17 protein-coding genes are annotated in these 20,392 nt (G+C 66.1%); 3 read left to right on the forward strand and 14 right to left on the reverse strand.

Annotated elements, in window-relative coordinates; translation table 11 throughout:
• Positions 1–39: 39 nt before the first annotated feature.
• The 7 genes from NTCA1_RS15495 to NTCA1_RS15525 all read right to left on the reverse strand — a co-directional run bounded on the left by NTCA1_RS15495 (position 40) and on the right by NTCA1_RS15525 (position 7,439).
• On the reverse strand, positions 40–315 hold the full coding sequence (locus NTCA1_RS15495; RefSeq protein ID WP_086491918.1) for an HU family DNA-binding protein: 276 nt from the start codon (positions 313–315) through the stop codon (positions 40–42).
• A 320-nt stretch (positions 316–635) separates the two neighbouring features.
• Positions 636–1,358, reverse strand: coding sequence for an energy transducer TonB (locus NTCA1_RS28505; protein WP_201282502.1), 723 nt, complete (start codon positions 1,356–1,358; stop codon positions 636–638).
• A 4-nt stretch (positions 1,359–1,362) separates the two neighbouring features.
• On the reverse strand, positions 1,363–3,825 hold the full coding sequence (locus NTCA1_RS15505) for a TonB-dependent receptor (RefSeq protein WP_133084474.1): 2,463 nt from the start codon (positions 3,823–3,825) through the stop codon (positions 1,363–1,365).
• A gap of 69 nt (positions 3,826–3,894) precedes the next feature.
• Entirely contained in the window at positions 3,895–4,836 is a 942-nt protein-coding gene (locus NTCA1_RS15510) for a FecR domain-containing protein (protein ID WP_159831158.1), read from the reverse strand.
• A gap of 86 nt (positions 4,837–4,922) precedes the next feature.
• On the reverse strand, positions 4,923–5,441 hold the full coding sequence (locus tag NTCA1_RS15515) for a sigma-70 family RNA polymerase sigma factor (RefSeq protein WP_086491914.1): 519 nt from the start codon (positions 5,439–5,441) through the stop codon (positions 4,923–4,925).
• Between the two features lie 64 nt (positions 5,442–5,505).
• Positions 5,506–5,805, reverse strand: coding sequence for a UBP-type zinc finger domain-containing protein (locus NTCA1_RS15520; RefSeq protein WP_133084472.1), 300 nt, complete (start codon positions 5,803–5,805; stop codon positions 5,506–5,508).
• A complete protein-coding gene (locus tag NTCA1_RS15525) occupies positions 5,802–7,439 on the reverse strand; it encodes an FAD-dependent oxidoreductase (RefSeq protein ID WP_133084471.1) in 1,638 nt (545 codons plus the stop codon). The genes NTCA1_RS15520 and NTCA1_RS15525 overlap by 4 nt, the downstream gene beginning before the upstream one ends.
• Positions 7,440–7,644: 205 nt before the next feature.
• Here NTCA1_RS15525 and NTCA1_RS15530 point away from each other — a divergent pair, with 205 nt between their 5' ends.
• The 3 genes from NTCA1_RS15530 to NTCA1_RS15540 all read left to right on the forward strand — a co-directional run bounded on the left by NTCA1_RS15530 (position 7,645) and on the right by NTCA1_RS15540 (position 10,697).
• Positions 7,645–9,555: a PAS domain S-box protein gene (locus NTCA1_RS15530; RefSeq protein ID WP_159831159.1), complete on the forward strand. Its 1,911-nt coding sequence runs from the start codon at positions 7,645–7,647 to the stop codon at positions 9,553–9,555.
• A gap of 76 nt (positions 9,556–9,631) precedes the next feature.
• The gene (locus tag NTCA1_RS15535; protein WP_159831160.1) at positions 9,632–9,991 is read left to right on the forward strand and encodes a response regulator transcription factor; all 360 of its coding nucleotides are present in this window, start codon (positions 9,632–9,634) and stop codon (positions 9,989–9,991) included.
• Between the two features lie 64 nt (positions 9,992–10,055).
• Positions 10,056–10,697, forward strand: coding sequence for a response regulator transcription factor (locus NTCA1_RS15540; RefSeq protein WP_133084468.1), 642 nt, complete (start codon positions 10,056–10,058; stop codon positions 10,695–10,697).
• A gap of 24 nt (positions 10,698–10,721) precedes the next feature.
• Here the strand turns inward: NTCA1_RS15540 and NTCA1_RS15545 are convergent, their stop codons facing one another.
• The 7 genes from NTCA1_RS15545 to NTCA1_RS15575 all read right to left on the reverse strand — a co-directional run bounded on the left by NTCA1_RS15545 (position 10,722) and on the right by NTCA1_RS15575 (position 20,388).
• Positions 10,722–11,927, reverse strand: a complete 1,206-nt coding sequence (locus tag NTCA1_RS15545) for a PepSY domain-containing protein (protein ID WP_159831161.1) — start codon at positions 11,925–11,927, stop codon at positions 10,722–10,724.
• Between the two features lie 5 nt (positions 11,928–11,932).
• On the reverse strand, positions 11,933–14,302 hold the full coding sequence (locus tag NTCA1_RS15550; RefSeq protein WP_133084466.1) for a TonB-dependent siderophore receptor: 2,370 nt from the start codon (positions 14,300–14,302) through the stop codon (positions 11,933–11,935).
• Between the two features lie 75 nt (positions 14,303–14,377).
• Positions 14,378–15,307 (reverse strand): FecR domain-containing protein, encoded by a 930-nt coding sequence (locus tag NTCA1_RS15555; protein ID WP_159831162.1) that lies wholly within the window; start codon positions 15,305–15,307, stop codon positions 14,378–14,380.
• A 49-nt stretch (positions 15,308–15,356) separates the two neighbouring features.
• Positions 15,357–15,866 (reverse strand): sigma-70 family RNA polymerase sigma factor, encoded by a 510-nt coding sequence (locus tag NTCA1_RS15560; protein WP_159831163.1) that lies wholly within the window; start codon positions 15,864–15,866, stop codon positions 15,357–15,359.
• A 92-nt stretch (positions 15,867–15,958) separates the two neighbouring features.
• Positions 15,959–18,478 carry a TonB-dependent siderophore receptor gene (locus NTCA1_RS15565; RefSeq protein ID WP_133084607.1) on the reverse strand — a complete coding sequence of 840 codons (2,520 nt, stop codon included), beginning with the start codon at positions 18,476–18,478 and terminating at the stop codon, positions 15,959–15,961.
• A 107-nt stretch (positions 18,479–18,585) separates the two neighbouring features.
• The gene (locus NTCA1_RS15570; RefSeq protein ID WP_086491904.1) at positions 18,586–19,524 is read right to left on the reverse strand and encodes an ABC transporter substrate-binding protein; all 939 of its coding nucleotides are present in this window, start codon (positions 19,522–19,524) and stop codon (positions 18,586–18,588) included.
• Between the two features lie 3 nt (positions 19,525–19,527).
• A complete protein-coding gene (locus tag NTCA1_RS15575; RefSeq protein WP_133084463.1) occupies positions 19,528–20,388 on the reverse strand; it encodes a TauD/TfdA family dioxygenase in 861 nt (286 codons plus the stop codon).
• Positions 20,389–20,392: the final 4 nt, after the last annotated feature.

Consider the following 20,392-nt stretch of genomic DNA (forward strand, 5'->3'; position numbering starts at 1 on the left):
CGCGATGGACGCAGTGCCGATTTTCGCTTTCGCTTGGCCTCAGCCGTTCAGCCTGTCCTTGATCGCCTTTGCAGGCGCAAAAGTCAGCTTCTTCGACGCCGCGATCTGGATGGTTTCACCGGTCGAAGGATTGCGGCCTTCACGCGCCGGCGAATCCTTGACCTTGAATTTGCCGAAACCATTCAGCGAAATCTCGTCGCCTGCGGCAGCTGCATCGGCAATCGCAGCGAAAACGGCATCGACGGCCTTCTTCGCATCAGCCTTGGTTACGCCAGTCTCGGCGGCCAGCTTCTCGGCGATTTCGGCATTGTTCATTAGGTAATCTCCTGCGCTCTTTAGGGATTGTGACGGCGTAAATTAGAACTGGTCGAAACGGCCAGCAACGCTGCCTTGGTAAACCCTGTGCACAGCTTCGCAAAATCCAGCCGCGATGTGCCCGAGATCGGACGGGTGTTGTCCGGCATTTCCTCGCGCGTTTGAGCCAAAAGCTTCATGGGCCGCCCGGCCACACCCTGAACCGCGCGGGGACGATCGCGATACCCCGCGCGACGGATCCATGCCGAAGACCGCACTACCGCCGCCATAACTGAAGAGACTGCCCCAATGACGGCAACCTCGACCGCAACGGCGCAAGCTCAGAAATAGAACTCGACCGGCACCACCAGTTCGATCCGCTCGCCGGGAACGTCGTCGGGCGGCGGAGGCAGGGGGGATGTTCGCCGGGGCAAGGCCAGCGCCTCGCGGTCCAGCAGGGCAAAGCCGCAGCCCTTTTCCAGCGCCGCGCTCAGCACCTGGCCCCGGCGATCCACCGTGAAGCGCACCAGGACCGTGCCCTGCTGGCGGCGCGCCCGCGCGGAGGCGGGATAAGTCTTCACCGCATTCAACCGGCCCAGCACGCGGGCATGCCAGGTGTCCGGCCCTTCGCTGCCGCCGCTCGGCCGCTGCGCCTTGGGCGGAGCGGCAGGCGGCGACGCGGCAGGCGCGGCAGGCGCGGCCGAGACCGGAACCGGCGGGGCTGGCTCTCCCGCCGCGATGACGATCGGCACCGGAACCGGCGGGGGAGAGGGCCGCGGAACCTCCGCGGCCGTCGGCGGCGTTTCCGCCTCGGCCTCCTCCGCCTGTTCCTCCGGCACCGGCGCTTCCTGCGGCTGCGCCTGGTCGGCGACGTCGAAGGCCGCCACATGCGGCGCAGCCGGGGCCGAGATCACCGCCGCCCCCCAGCCGAGCAGGACAATCAGCGCCAGCGGCAGGCAGAAGACCAGCGCGGTGAGCACCAGCGCCGAACCGCGCCGGGGCTCCGGGCGATAGCCGCCGCCGATCACGATGTCTTCAAGGCCCGCCCCCGTGCGCATCAGCATGGCGTCAGTACCGGGCGCGCAAGGTGCCCATGACGCGGCGCGGCGTGCCCGGATAGAGATTGTTGTCGCCCTGCACCGCCTCCACGAAGAAGCGGTCGGTCAAGTTCTCGGCATTGACCGAAACTTCCCAGTGCTGGTTGAAGGCATAGCGGATCGAGGCGTCGAAGGTCTCGTAACCGGCGATGGTGAAGCGGTTTTCGAGGTCCACCTCGCGCTTGCCCACGACGCGAATGCCGCCGCCCAGGGTAAGCCCGGAAAGCGCCCCTGCCGAGAAGCCGTAGCTGGTCCAGAACCGGCCGCTGAAGCGCGGAACCCCGTTCAGGCGATTGCCCACGGCATAAGTGTTGTCCCGCGTGATCTCCGCATCGAGGTGGCTGGCATTGGCGATCACGTTCCAGCCGGGCAGGATTTCCCCGGTCACGTCGATTTCCAGGCCGCGCACGCGCTGCTCGCCGGTGAGGATCGAGAAGTCCGGGTTGTCGAGGTCCTCGGTGGCGACATTGCGCTTCTTGATCTGGAAGGCCGCCGCCGTGATCGAGAGGCGGTCCAGCAGGTCCAGCTTCACGCCTGCCTCGAACTGTTCGCCTTCTTCGGGATCGAGCGGAGTGCCGTCCACCAGTTGACCCTGCTGGGGCTGGAAGCTCTGGGTATAGCTGGCATAGAGCGAGACCGACGTGCTCGGCTGATAGACCAGGCCGGTGCGGAAAGTCAGCGCATCGTCCTTGGTCGGGGTCTCGTCACCTGCCAGATGGTCCCAGGTATGCGATTTGGCGCGGTCGTAGCGCAGGCCAGCCAGCGCCTTCCAGTGTTCGCCCAGCGCGATCTGGTCCTGGAGATAGAAGCCCCAGTTGCGCGCCTCGAAGTCGTAGACGTTGTTCACCGTCGCCACCGGCACCGGCGTCACGCCGTGGACCGGCGCCACCATGTCGATCGGCGCGATATTGGCGCGGGCGGACCAGAACGCGAACTCGCCCCGGTTATGTTCCACGCCCGCCATGATGCGGTGCTCCAGCGGGCCGGTGAAGGCGTCGGCCAGCGCCTCGAAGCGCATGGTCAGGTCCTGCGAATCCTCGGTACGGTTGGTGATGCGGCGGCGAACCATGCCGTCCGAAAGGCCCTGGAGATCGACGGCGTTGTGGTCGGTCACCAGCGCATCGGTGTAGCGCCCGGTGAAGCGCAGCATCAGCCAGGGATTGACCTGACGCTGCGCAGCAAGGCCCAGCACCAGCTTTTCCGCGCCGGTAGTGGACCAGCGCTCGCCATAATACGTACGCGCATTGTGGACATAGTTGCCGTCCTCGTCGGCGATCAGCCCGCGATCGAAGGGGACTTTCTGGTCCACGTAATCGGCGGTGAGGTCCACTTGCGTCAGACTGTCCGGCTGCCAGCGCAGCGCCGCCGCGCCGAAGGCGCGTTCGCTCGGGCGGGCACCGTCGCGAAAGCCGTCATTGGTCTGGATCGCGCCGGTCGCGCGCGCGGTCAGCGTGCCCGAGGCGTTCAGCGGCCCGGTCACCGACATTTCCCCGCGATAGAAATCGAAGCTGCCGCCCTGGAAGCTGCCGTCGAAATGGAACTCCCGCGAAGGCGCGCGGGTGACGATATTGATGATGCCGCCCGGCTCGCTCAGGCCCACCATGACCGAGGCCGGGCCCTTGAGTACTTCCACCCGCTCGACATTGGCGAGGTCGAAGAAGGCTTCGGGCCGGTCCATGCCGCTGGTCAGCGGGAAGCCGTTGATCGCATAGCGCGCGCTGACGAAGCCGCGAATGCTGTAGGTTTCGGCGCGGTTTCCGGCGGTTCCGTTGAGCTGCACGCTGGAGACGTTCTGGATCACGTCAGTCAGGCGTACGGCGGACTGGTCCTCGATGACGGTGCGCGGGACGATCTGGATCGACTGGGGCACATCTCGGATCGCCGTGTCCGTGCGGGTGGCGGTGGCGCTGAGGGTAGCGCGATAGCCGGGCACCGGGCCGGTGGCGGTCTCTATCACGCCGCCGCGCGCAGCCGCAGCGCCCGCGCCCTGTACCCGCACCGGACCGAGCACGGTGCCGCCCGCGCCGGTGCCCTGCGGTGCGGGTGTCAGGCGCACCGAACCTGCACCGGTGGTCCGATAGCCCAGGCCCGTGCCCGCGAGCAGCCCGGCCAGTGCCTCGCCCGAGGACTTGCTGCCGGAAATCGCCGCCGAGGTGCGTCCGGCCACGTCGCCTGGTTCGTAGCCGACCTGAACGCCCGACTGGCGCATCCAGGCGACCAGGGCATTTTCAAGCGGCTGCGCGGGAATGTCGTATGTGCGCGTACCCGCCTCCTGCGCCGTCGCCATGGACGGCAGGACCGCCAGCGGCAATGCAGCGCTGGCAAGCAGCCCCATAACAAGGCGTGTCGAAACCGAATTCATGTAGTCCCCCGTCGAAAATGCCGTGACCGCCCTGAAGGGCTGATATTGCAAGGCGCTCGCAATATCGTTCATGCCATTGACGCTCGGGCGGGGGGACCACCCAAGCCGGCGCGCAAAAAAATTTGCAGATCCGGTTTGAATTTAGCGGGAGGGACGCCTCAGCACGACCACGCCGCCCGGCAGACGGAGCCGTTCAAGCCCGCGCATGGCGGCCAGCGTGTCGAGCGCCTCGTCCGGCCGGTCGGCGCGGAAGCTGCCGCTGATCGGCGGTTCGTGGGAGAGGTCGCCCATCGTGAAGACCGGCGCGCGGCGATAGCGGGCCAGCGCGCCGATCGCGGATTCCAGCGGCACCTCGCGCAGCAGGAGTTCGCCGCGCCGCCATCCCGCGATCCGTTCGGCGGGGATGGCGGCGAGCGCCGTCGCCTTGCCGTCGGCCCCGAACTGCGCCTGCTCTCCGGCGTGGAGAACGAGGCCGCCCATCGCGATCGCGCCCTCGGTAACACCGGCACGGGTGCGGCCCGAAGTGTCGTCCACCTCGAAAGCCGTGGCGATATCCCGCACCGTGCCGTCCGCCGCCGCGACCCGGAAAGGCCGGGCATCGCCGTGGCGGACCGCGAACCAGGCCCGTCCCTTGAGCAGGCGGACGCTGCGCGCCTTGTCGTCGTAATCGACGGCAATGGCGCTTTCGCTGTCGAGCACGGCCCGCGACCCGTCCGCCAGCGGCACTTCGCGGATCTCTCCGGCTGCGGTGCTCGCATCGGCGCGGGCCCAGAGCCATACGGAAGGCGCCGCGAACCAGACGAGCGCGGCGGCGGCAGCGACCGGCAGCCATCGCCAGTTCCCAGGGCTGCGCGCGGCCGGCGCGGTCTGCGGTGCGCTTTCGAAGGCGTCGCGCAAGGATTCGAGATCCTGCCAGGTCCGGCGTTCGTGCAGGAACGCTGCGCGGTTGCGCGGATCGGCGGCGGTCCAGCTGTCCAGCGATTGCAGTTCCTCGGCCGACATGGTGCCGGACGACAGGCGCACGAGCCATTCGCGCGCCTGCTCGCCGCGCATTTCGGCCGTATCCTTGCCCTGCCTGTCCATGATCGCCCTGATCTCTCCGCCCATCTACAATGACTAGACGCGCGGCGCGCGGCGCCACCCAACCCGTCGTTCCTGAATAGCCGTCATTACAATTGTGGATCGCGCCCGTCACGCGCGGCGGCCAGCGCGTTCAGCGCCCGGCGGATATGGTTTTCCACCGTGGTCGTGCTGATCCCCAGCCGCCGCGCGATGGCGGGCTGGCTCTCGCCCTCGAAGCGGTTGAGGCGGAAGATCGTGCGGGTCGGCTCCGGCAGGGCGGCGGCGGCGGCCCGCACCCGCTCCAGCACCTGACTGGAATCGACGATGCGATCCTGCCCGGGCGCATCGTCGCTTTCGGACAGTACCGTCTGCACGGCATCGGCCAAAGCCCCGCGCCGCTGCTGGGAGCGCCGGAAATCGAGGGCGAGATTGCGCGCCAGACGAAACAGATAGGCGCGCTTGGACAGGATCGGGCGCCCGTCGTCCATGGCCTGGACCTTGAGCCACATCGACTGGACGACTTCTTCCGCGTCGGCGGGATCGTCGACGATACGCTCCACCCGGCGCAGCAGGGCGGCACGCTCGGCAATGATCATGGTGGCAAGAGCAGCGGAGTTTCCAGCCATGGCGCGGCGTTAGTGCTATTGCGATGAATATGCAATATGATCCGGGCCAGGGCACTTCGTCGCTTCAGAAGAAGCGCGGAATCGGCCCGATCTGCGGCGTCCGGTCCGGCAGCGGCACTTCCTCGTCCTCGACATAACACCAGCCCCAGCCCTCGGGCGGATCATAGCCCTCGATGATCGGATGGCCGCTATGGTGAAAATGCGCCCGCGCATGGCGATGCGGGGAATCGTCGCAGCAGCCGACGTGGCCGCATTCCCGGCACAGGCGCAAGTGGACCCAGCCGCTGCCGATCCTGAGGCATTCCTCGCAGCCCCGCGCGCTCGGCGTGACGTCGCGGATCGTGGACAAGTGATGGCAGGTCATGCGGCAGGCTCCGCAAGGCGCGCGAGCGCGGTGTGGATCTGAGCGATGACGGCCGCCCCTTCCCCCACGGCGGCGGCGACGCGCTTGGTGGAACCTGCGCGGACGTCGCCGATGGCGAAGACGCCCGGCGCGCTCGTTTCCAGCGGCTGCCCTGCCCTGCCGGTGACCACGAAGCCCTTGCCGTCGGTCTCCACGCAGTCGCTGGCCCAGTCGGAATTGGGATCGGCGCCGATAAAAAGGAAAAGATGATGCAGTTCGAGCCGGGTCGTACCGCCGGGGGACCGGAAGGTTGCAGCGGTCAGCCCTTCCTCGCGATTGCCCTCCAGCCCCTCCAGCTCGGCGCCGACATGGATCTCCACATTGTCGAGCGCGGCGATGCGGTCGATCAGGTAGCGCGACATCGTCTGCGCCAGTTCGTGCCGGACGAAAAGATGCAGGCGGCGCACTTGCGGCGCGAGATAGACGATCGCCTGCCCCGCCGAGTTGCCGCCGCCGATCAGCGCGATCTCTTCCCCGGCGCAGAGGCGCGCCTCTACCGGAGAGGCCCAGTAGTAGACGCCCCGGCCCTCATAGTCCGCCAGCGCGGTAACGCCCGGTCGCCGATAGCGTGCCCCGGCGGCGATCACTACCGTACGGGCGCGGATCCGGCTGTCGTCCGCCATTTGCAGCAACAAGGTATCGCCCCCATTGCAGACCAGGCGCTGCACTTCGGCGGGGATCGCGATCTCCGCCCCGAACTTGATCGCCTGGTTGAAGGCGCGGCCCGCCAGCGCCTGACCGGATATGCCGGTAGGGAAACCGAGGTAGTTCTCGATCCTTGCCGAAGCGCCCGCCTGCCCGCCCATGACCCTGCCGTCCAGCACCAGGACCGAGAGCCCTTCCGAAGCGCCATAGACCGCCGCCGCCAGTCCGGCAGGTCCCGCGCCGATGATGGCGACATCGAAAACGCGCTGCGGGTCGAGCGGCCTCGCCAGTCCCAGGCATCCTGCCACTTGCGCATTGCTGGGACGCCGCAGCACGGAACCGTCGGGGCAGACCACCAGCGGTATCTCTTCCGGGGCGACCCCCAGCCTTTCCAGCAGGGAACGCCCCTCGTCCTCGCGCGCGGGATCGAAGACCACGTTGGGATAGCCGCTGCGGGTGAGGAAATCCTGCAGGCGCACGATATCGGCCTCATGCGGGTTGCCGATCAGGATCGTGCCCGCCGCGCCCTCTCCGATAAGCCCGACGCGCCGCAGGATCAGGGCACGCATCATCAGTTCACCGATATCCGCCGATCCGATCATCAGCCCCCGCAAGTGCGCGGCATCGAGCGGGAAGGCCGTGCAGCCGCGCTCCCCGGCGCTGGCCCCCGCGATCGAGCCGCGCCCGGAAAGCTGGTTGACCTCGCCGGTGAACCCGCCGGTGACATGAACGGTGACGACGGCGCTGCGGTCCAGCCCGTCCCGCCGCTCGACGCGCATCTCGCCATCGACCACGATCCAGCATGGCACGTCGCGATCCCCGATCCGGTAGACCGCCTCACCCGGCGCGAACCGGCGATCCGGCCCGCTGGCGAAGCGCCGGATCAGCCCGATCTGGGCCGGACTGAGCGTGGGAAACATCTGGTGCTTGCGATCGGCGGGGCTGTTCATCGCGGCAATCTCCTCGGAGGCAATTGCGAATGCAGGCACGAATGTGCGCGAAACCGGGGGCTGCGGCAACCATACCCGCGTATGCCCCGATGGACCTCGCCGAGTCCCCAACCAGCGTATAGTTACCGGGAGCGGCCGGATCGGGCATTCTCTCGGAGCCGGAGCATCACCGGTAACAACAACGGGTCCGAATTGCGTGAGTCATGTGAACACTGCTGGAAGATCGCCGCGCGCGCCCCTGTTCCGGTCGGACCGGTCGATCGCGCTGGCCGCCCTGGCATCGGGCCTGACCGTCTTCGCCCTCGACATCTTCAGCCCGCTGCAAGGCGCGGTGGCGGTGCTCTATACCTCGACCGTCCTGATCGCCTCGTGGTCCAACCGGCAAGCGGCCACCGTCCTGGCGGGCGCCGGCTGCAGCCTGATGGCCCTGGCCGGATTCTGGTACAGCCACTGGGACGCGCCGCTGGGATCGCCCGCGATGCGCCTTGGCGTTGCCCTCTTCGCCATCGCCATGATCACGATGCTCTCGGTACGCCACCGCTCCGCGCGCGATACATTGGCCGAGCAGGCCCGGATGCTCGAACTGACGCATGACACCGTCGTCGTGCGCGGCCCAGACGATACCATCCTCTACTGGAACGAGGGCGCCGAGCGTCTCTACGGCTGGACCCGCGCCGAAGCGCTGGGCAGGCCCGCGCAGCACCTGCTCCAGACCGTCAGCGAAGGGAACCCCATGGCCGCCGTCGATCTGGCGGGCACATGGTCCGGCGAGATCAGCCGCGTGCGCAAGGACGGCACCCGCATCGTTCTGGAAAGCCGCTGGCTCGCCCGCCGCGACACGCTCGGGCGCGAAACGGGCATCTTCGAGACCAGCGCCGATATCACCCGCCAGCGCGCCGAAGCCCAGGCCCGGCGGCAATCGGAGGAGCGCTACCACACGATCTTCCATGCCGCCGGCCTGCCCATGCTGGAAATAGACCTGTCCGGCGCCAAAGCGGCGATGGCCGGGGCCGCGCCGCAGGATATCGAGGGTGGCGACGGCGCGGTCATCGACATCGAACTGGTCAACCGGGCAGCGGCGAAATCCGTCATCCTCGACGCCAACGAGGCCGCCGTGCAGCTTTTCGGCGTGAACGAACGCGCCGACCTGATCGGCGGCTCCCTCCTGCGCTTCCACACCCCCTCAGCGGAACAGTCGCTCGGCCGCCTGCTCGCCGCCCTCGTCGCCGGACGCCGCGATATCGAGGAGGAGGCCCAGTTCCTGACCGAAAGCGGCGCGCTGGTCGATGTCGTGACCCGGCTGACCCTGCTGGAGGACGACGACAGCTGGAGCCGCCTGCTCATGCTCTGCATCGACGTCACCGAACGCTATCGCATGCAGCGCCGCCTTGCGCAGGCGCAGAACGAACTGACCGAAGTGAACCGCACCACCACGCTCGGCCAGGTCGCCGCCTTCATCGCCCATGAACTCAACCAGCCGCTGACCGCGATCTCCGCCTTCGCCAGTTCCGGCAAACGCTGGCTCGCGCGCGAGGCGCCGGGCGCCGTCGAGGTTGCCGACTGCCTGGACAAGATCGCCCTCAGCGGCCACCGCGCGGCCGACGTCATCGCCCGTGTCCGCCGCCTGTTCCGTAAGGGAGAGACCGAGCAGGTGGACGTGGATATGCAGGTCCTCATCCGCGAGACCGCCGGCCTGCTCGACCGGGAACTGCGCGAAAGCGCCGTGACTCTCCACCTCGGCGCCGCGACCGACCTGCCGCGCGTCACCGGCGACCGGGTGCTGCTGCAACAGGTCCTCGTCAATCTCATCCTCAATGCCCGCAAGGCCATGAGCATCGCGGCGGACAGCCCCAGGGACCTGTGGATCGAGGCCGCGCGCGCGGACGGGATGATCGCAGTGGACGTGATCGACAGCGGCACCGGACTGCTCTGCGATCCCCGGCAGATATTCGAGCCGTTCTTCTCCAGCCGCGAGGACGGGATGGGCATCGGCCTGTCGATCAGCCGCTCGATCGTCGAACAGCACGGCGGCACGATCGAGGCGGCCAATCGCCCCGAAGGCGGCGCGCGTTTCCGCTTCTCCATCCCCGTCGCCGTGCAGACTGCGACGGCCTGACATGACCCATCCGTCCTTCCCCCCTCAGGACAATCCTCTTGCTTCTGAAAAAAGTTTCGAAAACCGGGCGCGCATCGTGCCGCGCCTGATCGCCATCGTCGACGACGATCCGCTGGTGCGCGCCTCCATCGACAGCCTCGTGCGTTCCGAAGGCCTGCCGACCGCCGTATTCGCAGGCGGCGAGGAACTGCTCGGCTTCGATCGGCCCGACGAGATCGGCTGCGTGGTCACCGACCTCAACATGCCCGGGATGACCGGCCTGGAACTGCAAGGCGCCATTGCGGCCATGGGCTGGACCGTGCCGATCCTGTTCATGACGGCCTTCCCCACGCCGGAGGCCCAGATGCAGGCCCTGGCGGCAGGCGCGCTCCAGTTCCTGACCAAGCCGGTGGACCCCGACGAACTTCTCGACGCAATCGGACAAGCAATCGCATGAAGATCGGGATATGGCCATGATCGCCCAAGCTGCCTGGAAGCGCTTGCCGCCTGGAGGAATCCCCATGAGCGAATGCAGCGCGTTGCCCGGAAACGACGCGGGACTGGTGATCATCGTCGATGACGAACCGCTGGTCAGGGAGGCGATGGACAGCCTGCTGCGCTCGGCCGGTCTCGACACGCTCAGCTTCGGCTCGGCGCAGGACGTCCTCGACGCGCAGTTGCCCCTCGTCACCAGCTGCCTGGTGGTGGACGTGAGCATGCCGCAGATCGGCGGCTTCGAATTCAAGTCCCGCCTGGCCGACCGGGGTGACGACATCCCGATCATCTTCGTGACCGGCTACGGCGACATTCCCATGAGCGTGAAGGCGATGAAATCCGGCGCGGTGGACTTCATTCCCAAGCCCTATCACGATCAGGACCTTCTCGACGCCGTCACCGTCGCCCTCTCACGCGACCGCGAACGCCGCGCCGCGCGGCTCGACCGGGAGGCCGGACAGGCGCTCTACGACCGCCTCACGCCGCGCGAAAAGCAGGTCATGGCCGGTGTGTGCCGCGGCCTGCTCAACAAGCAGGTGGCAGGCGAACTGGGGATCGCCGAAATCACGGTGAAGCTGCATCGCTCCAGCCTGATGAAGAAACTCGGAACAAGAACAGTCGCCGACCTCATCCGCATCAACGACTTCCTGGCGCGTCAGCAGGCGTGATCACTCCCGGCCGATGCAGGCTTGTCACCCCATCAGGGCGGCAGGTGCCAGAAGAAGCGCGCCGGCAATGCATGCGGCGCCTGCCAGACCCCACCAGGAGATCCCTCTTGCCGCGACGCGCCACGCACCGCGCAGCCGCGTTGCGTAGATGATGACGCCCGTCACGGCCAATCCGGTCAGCAGGGATCCGAAGAGGAACCAGACGACCTTGCTGGCAAGACCGCCCCATGTGCCGAAATGCAGCGGATCGGCCATCTCGGAGATGCGCTGGTGGGCGGACAGGGCCGGTCCTTCGAACGTCAGCAGCACTTGCGACGTGGAAGGATCGATCCAGACGGAATTGGCCTTTTCCGTGGTCAGCCAGGACTGCGCCGCGCCCTGAAAGCCAACTGCACGGACACCGGGAAACGGATACTGGATGCGCCGAATATCCAGATCGGGGAAGCGTTCCCTTGCCCGGTGCGCCAGACCATCCAACGCTGCACCGACAGGCTGCGCCAGGTCCTGCGACCGATCCGTTTGCAGCACAGGGTCAAGGGGGAGCAGAACCGGCGCAGACGCCCCCAGCAGCTCGACGAGATACCAGATGCTCGTCGCGATCACGAGCGACAGGAACCACAGGCTCCACAATCCGGCCAGACGGTGCAGGTCGCCGCTGGCAGTGCGCCAGTCGCGCCAGCGGGGCCGACGCAGAAAGCCGCGCCAGAACTTCTTGTAGGTGACCAGACCGCTCACGAGGGACGTCAACAGCACGAACGCGAAGCCGGTGACGATGGGCAGGCCGATGGCGACCGGAAGCATCAGCCGGCGATGGAAGTCGCGCAGAAATCTCTGGGCGCCGCCGAACCCGGCCACACGGTTGACCCTTCCGGTCGCCGGATCGACAAGGACGCGGCGTCGGTGCCCGTCCGGCGCTTTCATGACGACGACGGTGGCAAACCAGGGATCCGGCCCGCGTTCGATCAGATCGATGTGTCCGCCCGGAACGGCAGCGAGGGCGTTGGCGGCGATCGTCCCCCAACTGGCCCGGTCCCGCACGCCCGGCGAGGCGCGCATTGCCGGGTCGGCCAGCCAGTCGATCTCGTTGCCCATGACCGCCAGCGTGCCCGACAGCAGGATCACCGTCAGGAATACCGAGAGCTTGAGGCCGAGCCAGGCATGAAGGCGCCACCAGCGCGAGCGCGGTTTCGGCGTCTTCCTCCCGGTCGGAACGGGGATATGTTCGTTCACGGCGATCAGAAGCGGTAGCCGACGGTTCCCGTGAAAGTCTGCGGATCCCCGTAGCGGCAGGCGTTGACGCCGCTGGAAAGGCAGGAGGTGTATTTCCTGTCGAACAGGTTCCGCGCGTTGAAGGCGAAGCGCCATGGGCCGGGCGACCACTCGGCTATGGCATCGACCAGCGCATAGGCGGCATTGTCGAACGTCGCGCCGATGATGTTGCTGTGCCCGATGTAGCGAACGCCCGCGCCCAGCTTCACATCCGCCAGGCCCAGACGGTCGAGCCGATAGTCCGCGAATGCCGAAAGGGTCTGGCGAGGTACGAACGTCGGCCGCTGGCCCTGCTCACCCGGCGTATTGGATCGGGTGATCTCGGCATCGAACCAGGCATAGGCCAGCAGCAGGTTGAGATCCTGCAGCACTTCCGCCTGCGCCTCCGCCTCGATGCCGCGCACGCGGATCTCGCCGGTCTGGACGCTGAAGCCCGATGCCTCCGCCCGGGTATCCGGGGTCAGCACGTTGGTCTGGGTCAGCTGATAGGCCGCGGCGCTCAGCAGCAGCTTGGAGCCCGGCTTCTGGTAGCGGATACCCGCCTCGATCTGCTCACCCCGACTGGGCACGAAACGGGCGCCCTCGAAAGTCGTGCCGATCTGCGGCGCGAACGAGCGGGCGTAGCTCGCGTAAGGCGCAAGGCCGTTGTCACCGGCATGGACCAGGCCCGCGCGCCAGGTGAAGGCGTCATCCTTCTGCTCGGTATCGACCTCGGTTGCCCGCAATCTGGTGCGGTTGCGGCTCCAGTCCTGTCGGCCGCCCAGCACCACGATCCATTCCCCCAGGCGCATCTGGTCCTGGAAATAGAGGCCGATCTGGCGACTGCGGACATCGGCGCCGCGATTGCGGCTCTGGCGCATGTCCACGACCGGAACCGCCCCGTAGACCGGCTCGTAGATATTGATCGGCGTGACCGACCCGTTCTGGAAGCGGTCGTTGCGATACGTGGGCCGGTAAACGTCGAGACCGGCCATCAATTCGTGCCGTACCGCACCGGTGTCGATGTCGAAGGCCAGGCGATTGTCGGTCGAAAGCGCGGTGGTCTTTTCTCTCCGATAGCTGACCGTGCGGGCAAGGCTGCCTGCTGCGGTCACGGCGCCGACCTGGAGGTAGTCCCAGGCCAGTGTGCCCTCGTAGTATCGCAGAGCGCTCTCGAAGCGCAGCGCGTCGGAGAAGCGATGGCTGAAACGGAAACCGGCGGTCCATTGATCGGCATCGTAGCGATCGAAATCGGGCTCGCCCACGAACCGGTCGCGCGGGATCGGGCCGAGAGGCAGGCCTTGGCCGGTCACCAACTGAACGCTGAGCGGCGCCGCGAAATCCATGCGGATTTCCTGATAGCTGCCGAGTAGCGTCAGTTCGGTATCCTCGCCGATCCGCCAGGTCAGGGCCGGTGCGATGAAGCGCTTGTCGTCCTTGATGTAATCGATGTCGGTATTGGAATCCCGGATCAGCCCGGTCAGTCGAACGGCAATGCTGTCGTTCAGCGGCCCGGTGAAATCGGCAGCCAGCTCCTTGCGCTCGAAGCTGCCGTACTGCGCCCGCACTTCTGCGAAACGGGTGAATGAGGGGCGCTTGCTCACCGCATTGATGATGCCGCCGGGGCCGAGCTGGCCGTAAAGCACCGAGTTCGCACCGCGCATCACTTCGAGCCGCTCCAGCGAGTACGGCTCGATGCCGCCGCCGTAAGTCGATGCCTGGGGTTTCAGGCCGTCCAGCAGAATGCTGCCATCGGCCGTATTGACCGGAAAGCCGCGGAGATAGACGTTGTCCGCCGACCGCGCGAAGCTGGCGGGCTGTGTCGCCAGGCCGGGCGTATAGCCCAGGCTTTCGCTGATCGTCTTGGTGTTCATCGTCTCGATGAAGCTGGCATCGACGACGGAAACGGATTGCGGCGTTTCCAGCAGCACGGCGTCGGACTTTCCGACAGACACCGCGTTATCGATGCGCGCGGTGACGATGATCGAATCCTGTACCGGTTCGCGCGGTGCATCCTGAGAGATCCGCGGCACCAGACGGTAACCTCCGCGCCCGTCAGGCTGTGCCGACAGTCCGGTGCCGGTCAGAAGCATCTCCAGTGCCTGCCCGATCGGGAACCGTCCCTTGATCCCGGCCGTGTGTTTCCCGCGCACGATATCGGCATCGGCCGATATCATCGTGCCGGCCTGCCGCCCCAATCGTGCCAGCGCTGCGCCGAGTGCGCCCGAGGGTACATCAAAGGCAATCGCCACCTGTGTTTCCTGCGCCGCTGCGGCAGGCACGGCAGAAATGGAAATGCCGGAGAGAAGGACGATCGACGCGGCACCGCGCGCAAGGCTGGACTTGAGATTGAACATGAAACTTCCGCCAATGAATTGCTTTCACTGAACGGGACGGACGAGTTCGCCGAACGGCTCGCCCCCGGTGAAAAATTATCGCGGCCCGATCACCAGCGTACCATCGGGCTGGCGCGCGATGGAGAGATCGGCGGCATCGGCCACGCCGGACAGCGCCCGATCGGGTTCGCTCAGGGGATAGCTTCCCGTCACGTTGCGCCCAAGGAGCTGCCCCGGATCGAAGCGGACGGAATGCTTTCGATAGCGGGCGATTTCCGACAGGACCTCGACGACGGGCCGGTCATCGACTTCCAGCCAGCCGCTGGTCCACAGCGATGCCCGGGCAGCGTCGATCCGGCCGAGCCCGACAACACCGCTTGAAGTGATCCGCGCCTGTTCGCCGGGGCCGAGCGTTCGGCAAGCATTCGGCAAGTCCGCAGGACAAATCCGCACATGGGACTCGGTTACCATGACGCGCGTGCCCGCACTGTCCCGGCGCACGGAATAGGCCGTGCCCAGCGCAGTCGCCGTTCCATCGGCGGTACGGATAACGAAAGGACGATCCGGTGCCTTGGCGACATGCACGAAGACCTGCCCGCGGGCCAGGTCGACGATGCGCTCGGACCGCGTCAATGCGACGGTCACCGCCGCATCCGTATCCATCACGAGGTCCGATCCGTCCTCCAGCGCCACGGTCTTCACCTGGCCCCTGGCGGTTTGATATCGCGCCGTCTCGTCGGCGCTTCCTGCGAAGTGGAGCATGCTCCATCCCGCCACGAGGAGCGCTACGGCAAACCCGCCGGCGGCTGTCCTCCGGCGTGTCAGACGCGCCTGCGCGGCCCGGCGCAATGCGGCGTGCTCCAGGTCGCCTGCCGCATCCAGCGAACTGTCGAAGGCGCGGATCGCATTCCATGCCGCCCGGTGCGATGGATGCGCGCTTTGCCATGCAACGAATTCTGCCCGATCGGCGTCGCTGGCCTCCTCGGAATCGAAGCGCGCCGCCCAGTTCGCGGCGGTTTCGATCACCGCCGGACTGGGCCTATGTTCAGTGGGCCTGTGTTCAGAGGGCCTGTGCTCAGTCGGCATAGGCTACGGTCACGCAGGCTGCATAAGCCGCCGCGATGTGCCGCTTGACGGTACTGATCGAAATGCCGAGCCGCTCCGCGATATCCGACTGGGCAAGCCCCTCGATCCTGCGCAGCAGGAACGTCTCTCGCGCCTGTTCCGGCAGGCTGTCCAGGACCCGCAGCACCGTATCCAGGAACTGCGCGGCTTCAACGATACGCTCCGGTGTGATCTCCTCGCCGTTCGCGGCATGAAGGGCCTGCGCATCGAGGATCGCGCGCTCTACATCCCGGCGGCGGATATCGTCGACGAGCAGCCTTCGCGCCACGGTGGCAAGGAAAGTGCGCGGAGTCTCGATCCGCAGTTCCGCCGATTTCTCGATCAGGCGGCAGTAGGTATCCTGAGCCAGATCCGCAGCACGATGCGGACATCTCGTCCGGCGGTGCAGCCAGGCGCGCAGCCAATCAACATGCTGGTCGTAAAGCGACCCCACGTCGATCGCTGCAATTGCACCCGGCATTGGCCCCCCTTGCCCTGACACCGGCAGAAGCACGCGAGAGCAATCGATCACCTAATGCAAATGCAAGGCATTCGCAACATGCTGCCGAACCTTCAGAACCTGATCCCCAAGCGGGCATAGTAGAAACCACCGCTCAGCCCGAACGGCGCGAAATTTCCGTAGGCACCCGAACCGTCGGCGGCGATGATGCCGTTTCTCTTGGGATAGACATCGAAGAGATTGTTGGCGCCCAGCGCGATATCGAGATTGTCGGTGATCTGATAGCCAAGCTCTGCATCCGTGACCCACTTCGCGCCGAATGTACGGTCGGACGCGGCAACGTTGCTGGACTCCGTGTACTTCCCGAAACGCGTGACCCTGAGCAGCGCCCTGATCCTGCCCAGCGACCAATTGTTGGACAGCACGACCTTGCTGCGAGGGAGCGCGACCACCAGGTCGCGCTGCGCCTGTCGTCCGAACAAGGTGACGTTGAGGCTGCTGAGTTCCTCCGGGTTGTCGATCACATGGAGGATCTTCGTCCGGTTGTAGCTGTAGGCCGCGTTGAGGCGGAACGTGCCCAGCGAAGCGGTGTCGAGCGTATATTCGCCCACCACGTCCACGCCGCGCGTGCGGGTATCGATGGCATTGGTGAAGAACTGGGCACTGTCCACGTCGTCGATGCCGTTGGCGACGAGAATGTCCTTGATCGCGCTTCCGCCGTTCGAGGCGGTTCCCAGGAATTCCGTTTTCACGATGCGATCGTCGATGCGGATCTGGTAGGCGTCGATGGTGAGGCGGAACGGGCCGGTTTCATAGGTGACGCCCGCGGTGAAGTTCAGCGATTTCTCGGGCTTCAGCGGCCTGGCGCCAAGCGCGACGGCCGCCGCGCTGTTGACCGGCAGGAACTTGGAGACGGTGGAGACGCGCTCGTTCCCGATCAACGTGACAGTGTTCTGCGTGGTCGAGAATGCCGTCTGCGCCAGCGAAGGCGCACGGAAGCCGGTGTTGACGCCGCCGCGCAAGGCTAGGCCCCTGGCCAGTTCCACGCGGGTGGAGGCCTTGGCGCTGAACGTATTGCCCGCACTGTCCGAATAATGCTCGAACCGGCCGGCAAGGCCAAGGAACCAGCCCGGCGTCAGATCGGTCGAGACATCGACATAGGCCGCCAGGTTGTTCCGGCTGATGCTGGACTCGTCGGCGGGGGATGTGCCGGTAAACGAGACGAGGCCCGGCGAAGGAGAGCGGCCGCCGTAGAGCTGGCCGAACGGTGTGTCGTCCACCGGGATCACGTAGCCGCCGTCACGGTAGGAGTCCGGCTCCCCGGCAATGTTGCGAAAGCGCTCCCAGCGGTGCTCCACGCCCAGCGACAGGCTGACCGGCCTTGCGAGGCCGATATCCACGTCGCGGCTCAGGTCGAGGTTGTTCACCCACAGGTCCTGCTTCTGGCGGCCCATGAAGAAACTGCTCTTGCTGTCCGGCCCGATCGAGGGGTTGAGCGTGTTTTCCGCGCCCAGCTTCACGTTGTCGCGACCGTAGCTGCTGGAAACATCGAGCGACCAGCCCAAAAACTCGGTCCGCAGCCCGAGCGCGGCCTGCCAGTCCCATTCCCAGATGCGGCGATAGGCCTGGAAGCCCGCCGGATAGAGCTGCGGCAAAACCGAGGCCCCGGACGTATTGGCCGCTCCGCCATAGCCGGTCGGCGCGGCAAAGTAGGCACCGCGTGCGTCGTTGATGTTGCGGTAGCTGAGCGTGGAGAACGAATAGAGCGTGGTATCGTCACCCACCGGCAGTTCGGCGTTGTAGCTGGTATTGACGATCTTGTCGCGGTTGGAGCGCCCATAACCTCCTGCGATCAGGTGGTTCGCATCCGCCTCGCGCGGGTCGGGCTGGCCGTTCACCAGGGGATAGACATAAGGCACCGGTTCCGCCGAGGAATCTGCGCGGTCATGATATTTCGCCTCTACTGAAAAGCGCACGAAACCGCCGTCGCCCAGCGGGGTGCCGTAGGACCCGGACACTTGCGCCAGCGCCCCGCCCTTCTCGTAGAGCTGGCCGCCTGTGACGGACAGTTCGCCGCCACTCGGAGTGTTGTCGAGGATGATGTTGATGACGCCGGAGATCGCGTCCGAACCGTATTGCGCCGCCGCGCCGTCTCTCAGGACTTCGATCCGGCCCACCGCGCTGGTGGGTATGAGATCGATGTCCACCGGCGTAGAGCCGCCCGAAATGCGCGAGAGGTTGTTGATGAGCGAGGTGGTGTGGCGACGCTTGCCGTTGACGAGGACCAGCACGTAATCGCCCGAGAGCCCGCGGATCGAGATCGGGCGAACGCTTGCCGAAGTGCCGCCGCCGCCCAGTGCCGGCATGCTCAGCGAGGGGATGATATTGCCGAGGATTTCCTTGAGGCCGGTGCGGCCGGTGCTCTTCAGTTCCTGCGGGCTGATCACGTCGATCGGCACCGGGCTGTCCGCAACCGATCGCTGGATGCGCCCACGCGCGCCGGTAACGACGATGGCGGGCCCTTCGGCGGCGGCTGCTGCCGCCGCGTCGGCGGGAACTTCTTCGGCGATCTCTTCTGCCCGCGCCGGTGAAAAGGCAACAAGTGAAGCGCCGGCAAGTAAACTGGAAACCAAGAAATTTTTCACATCAGCCCCCGAATTGGAAACACGAGAGCTTCGTGCCATCTCAACCAATTTAGTTGAAATTGAATTGCCTAATCTCAATCCAAGTTTTTCTTGATTCAGACATTCAATTCAAAGGCATTATCAAGAGACCTGGCGGATTTGACCTCGCCAAATTTCTGGAATGTACTCAGAACGACCTGCTGATCCTTGATAACACCATTGTCGATCGGCACGCGCAGCCGAACATTCTTCTCTGCCGTTGCGCGTGCGATCTGCGGCGGAAGGCCGGTTTCCTTCGCCAACACCGCACCATATTGATCGACATGGCCTTTCGCCCATTCGAGCGCCTTCGCCTCTCGCCGGAGGAAATCGGACAATTGCTCCCGCTTGCTCGCAATGGCGCTTTCGGGTGCGACCTCGAAACCGTAGCCCTGGACGAAATCCTTACCGTCCACGACGATACGATCCCCTTCCGCCTGGGCCGCCGCGACATAGGGCATCCAGGTGGACCAGGCGTCGACGGCGCCGCTTTGGAGCGCCGCGCGGGAATCGCTGGGAGAGAGGAACACGATCCTGACGTCCTCGGAGCGCAAGCCGGAAGCGATCAGGGAACGCAGCACAAGATAATGACCGACGCTGCCGCGCGTGGTGGCGATCCGCTTGCCCTTCAGGCCCTTGCCGTCATGGACGGGTGAACGGGCCGGCACCAGGATCGACAACGCCCCTGCCAGCCTTGTCTGCGTGCGCTGCGCGCCCACCGCCTTGATCGGGCTTCCGGCCTGATAGGCGAACTGGAACGGTGCATCGCCGACAAGGCCAAGGTCCACCGCACTGCTGCCGAGCGCTTCGAGCAGATTCTGCGCGGCCGGGAATTCCGACCATTCGACCTTGTACGGCGCGCCGTCGAGCACGCCGGAGGCCAGCATCAGCGATTTGGTGCCGCCCTTCTGGCTGCCGACGCGCAGCACTTGCGCATCCGCGCCGCCGCCCCGGCCGCAAGCGGCCAGGGCGACGGTCGTGGCAAGTCCTGCAAGCAGGTTACGTCTGTCGAGCATAGATCAGAGGTCCGTCCAGAGCGGTTCATCCGCGATCAGGATGCGGTGCAGCTCGCGCGGGAAATCGCCGTAGTTGCGCACCGCGAAGTGTACCGTGGCGCGGTTGTCCCAGAACGCCACCGTTCCCGGACGCCAGGAAAAGCGCGCCTGAAGGTCCGGCCGCTTGTACTGGCGCAGCACTTCCTCCAGCAGTTCGCGGCTCTCGGACAGTTCCAGGCCGAGGATCTGCGGTTGCTGCGAGAAATTGACCCAGAGGATCTTCTGCCCAGTCTCCCGGTGGGTGCGGACGATCCTGTGCGCGACGATGGGGTAATCGTGCCCCGAAAGCTCCAGCGCGGGCACGAAGTTGTGCGTGACATGCCTGCCTTCGAGGCGCGCCTTGAGCTCGGGCGACAGCGTTTCATAAGCCAGGTTCGCGTCGACCCAGATCGTATCGCCGCCCACTTCGGGCAGGTTCACGTCGCGCAGCACCGCCCCCCAGGTCGGCACCAGCCGCCAGCTCGTATCGGTGTGATAGGCCTCGCCCGCCCTGAGCTTGTAGCCGAGCTTCTTTTCGTATTCCCGGTCCTCGCGCGCGGCGATGGCGTGGACTTCCTTGTTCGCCGGGTCGTGGCGCGTGGTCGGATGGGTGTAGAGCGGGCCGAAGTTCGCCGCGAAAGCCGCCTGCTGTGCATCGTCGATCGACTGGTCGCGGAAGAACAGGACCTTCCATTTGAGCAGCGCGGCGCGGATGGCGGTGCGCAGTTCGTCGGTCAGGGGCCTGGAAAGATCCACGCCCTCCACCTCGGCGCCGATGGTCGGCTGCACGGGACGGATGACGAGACCGGCGCTCGAAACGTCGAAAGTGGAAGCGGTACTGGCCATCATT

The organism is Novosphingobium sp. TCA1 (assembly GCF_009811895.1).
GTDB classification, from domain to species: domain Bacteria; phylum Pseudomonadota; class Alphaproteobacteria; order Sphingomonadales; family Sphingomonadaceae; genus Novosphingobium; species Novosphingobium panipatense_A.

Excerpts from the sequence above, each read along its gene's own strand:
- NTCA1_RS15525 (WP_133084471.1), bottom strand. The coding sequence starts at position 7,439 with ATGAACAGCCCCGCCGATCGCAAGCACCAGATGTTTCCCACGCTCAGT.
- NTCA1_RS15550 (WP_133084466.1), bottom strand. The coding sequence starts at position 14,302 with ATGTTCAATCTCAAGTCCAGCCTTGCGCGCGGTGCCGCGTCGATCGTC.
- NTCA1_RS15570 (WP_086491904.1), bottom strand. The coding sequence starts at position 19,524 with ATGCTCGACAGACGTAACCTGCTTGCAGGACTTGCCACGACCGTCGCC.
- NTCA1_RS15560 (WP_159831163.1), bottom strand. The coding sequence starts at position 15,866 with ATGCCGGGTGCAATTGCAGCGATCGACGTGGGGTCGCTTTACGACCAG.
- NTCA1_RS15575 (WP_133084463.1), bottom strand. The coding sequence starts at position 20,388 with ATGGCCAGTACCGCTTCCACTTTCGACGTTTCGAGCGCCGGTCTCGTC.
- NTCA1_RS15510 (WP_159831158.1), bottom strand. The coding sequence starts at position 4,836 with ATGGACAGGCAGGGCAAGGATACGGCCGAAATGCGCGGCGAGCAGGCG.
- NTCA1_RS15515 (WP_086491914.1), bottom strand. The coding sequence starts at position 5,441 with ATGGCTGGAAACTCCGCTGCTCTTGCCACCATGATCATTGCCGAGCGT.
- NTCA1_RS15495 (WP_086491918.1), bottom strand. The coding sequence starts at position 315 with ATGAACAATGCCGAAATCGCCGAGAAGCTGGCCGCCGAGACTGGCGTA.
- NTCA1_RS15520 (WP_133084472.1), bottom strand. The coding sequence starts at position 5,805 with ATGACCTGCCATCACTTGTCCACGATCCGCGACGTCACGCCGAGCGCG.
- NTCA1_RS15505 (WP_133084474.1), bottom strand. The coding sequence starts at position 3,825 with ATGAACGATATTGCGAGCGCCTTGCAATATCAGCCCTTCAGGGCGGTC.
- NTCA1_RS15540 (WP_133084468.1), top strand. The coding sequence starts at position 10,056 with ATGAGCGAATGCAGCGCGTTGCCCGGAAACGACGCGGGACTGGTGATC.
- NTCA1_RS28505 (WP_201282502.1), bottom strand. The coding sequence starts at position 1,358 with ATGCTGATGCGCACGGGGGCGGGCCTTGAAGACATCGTGATCGGCGGC.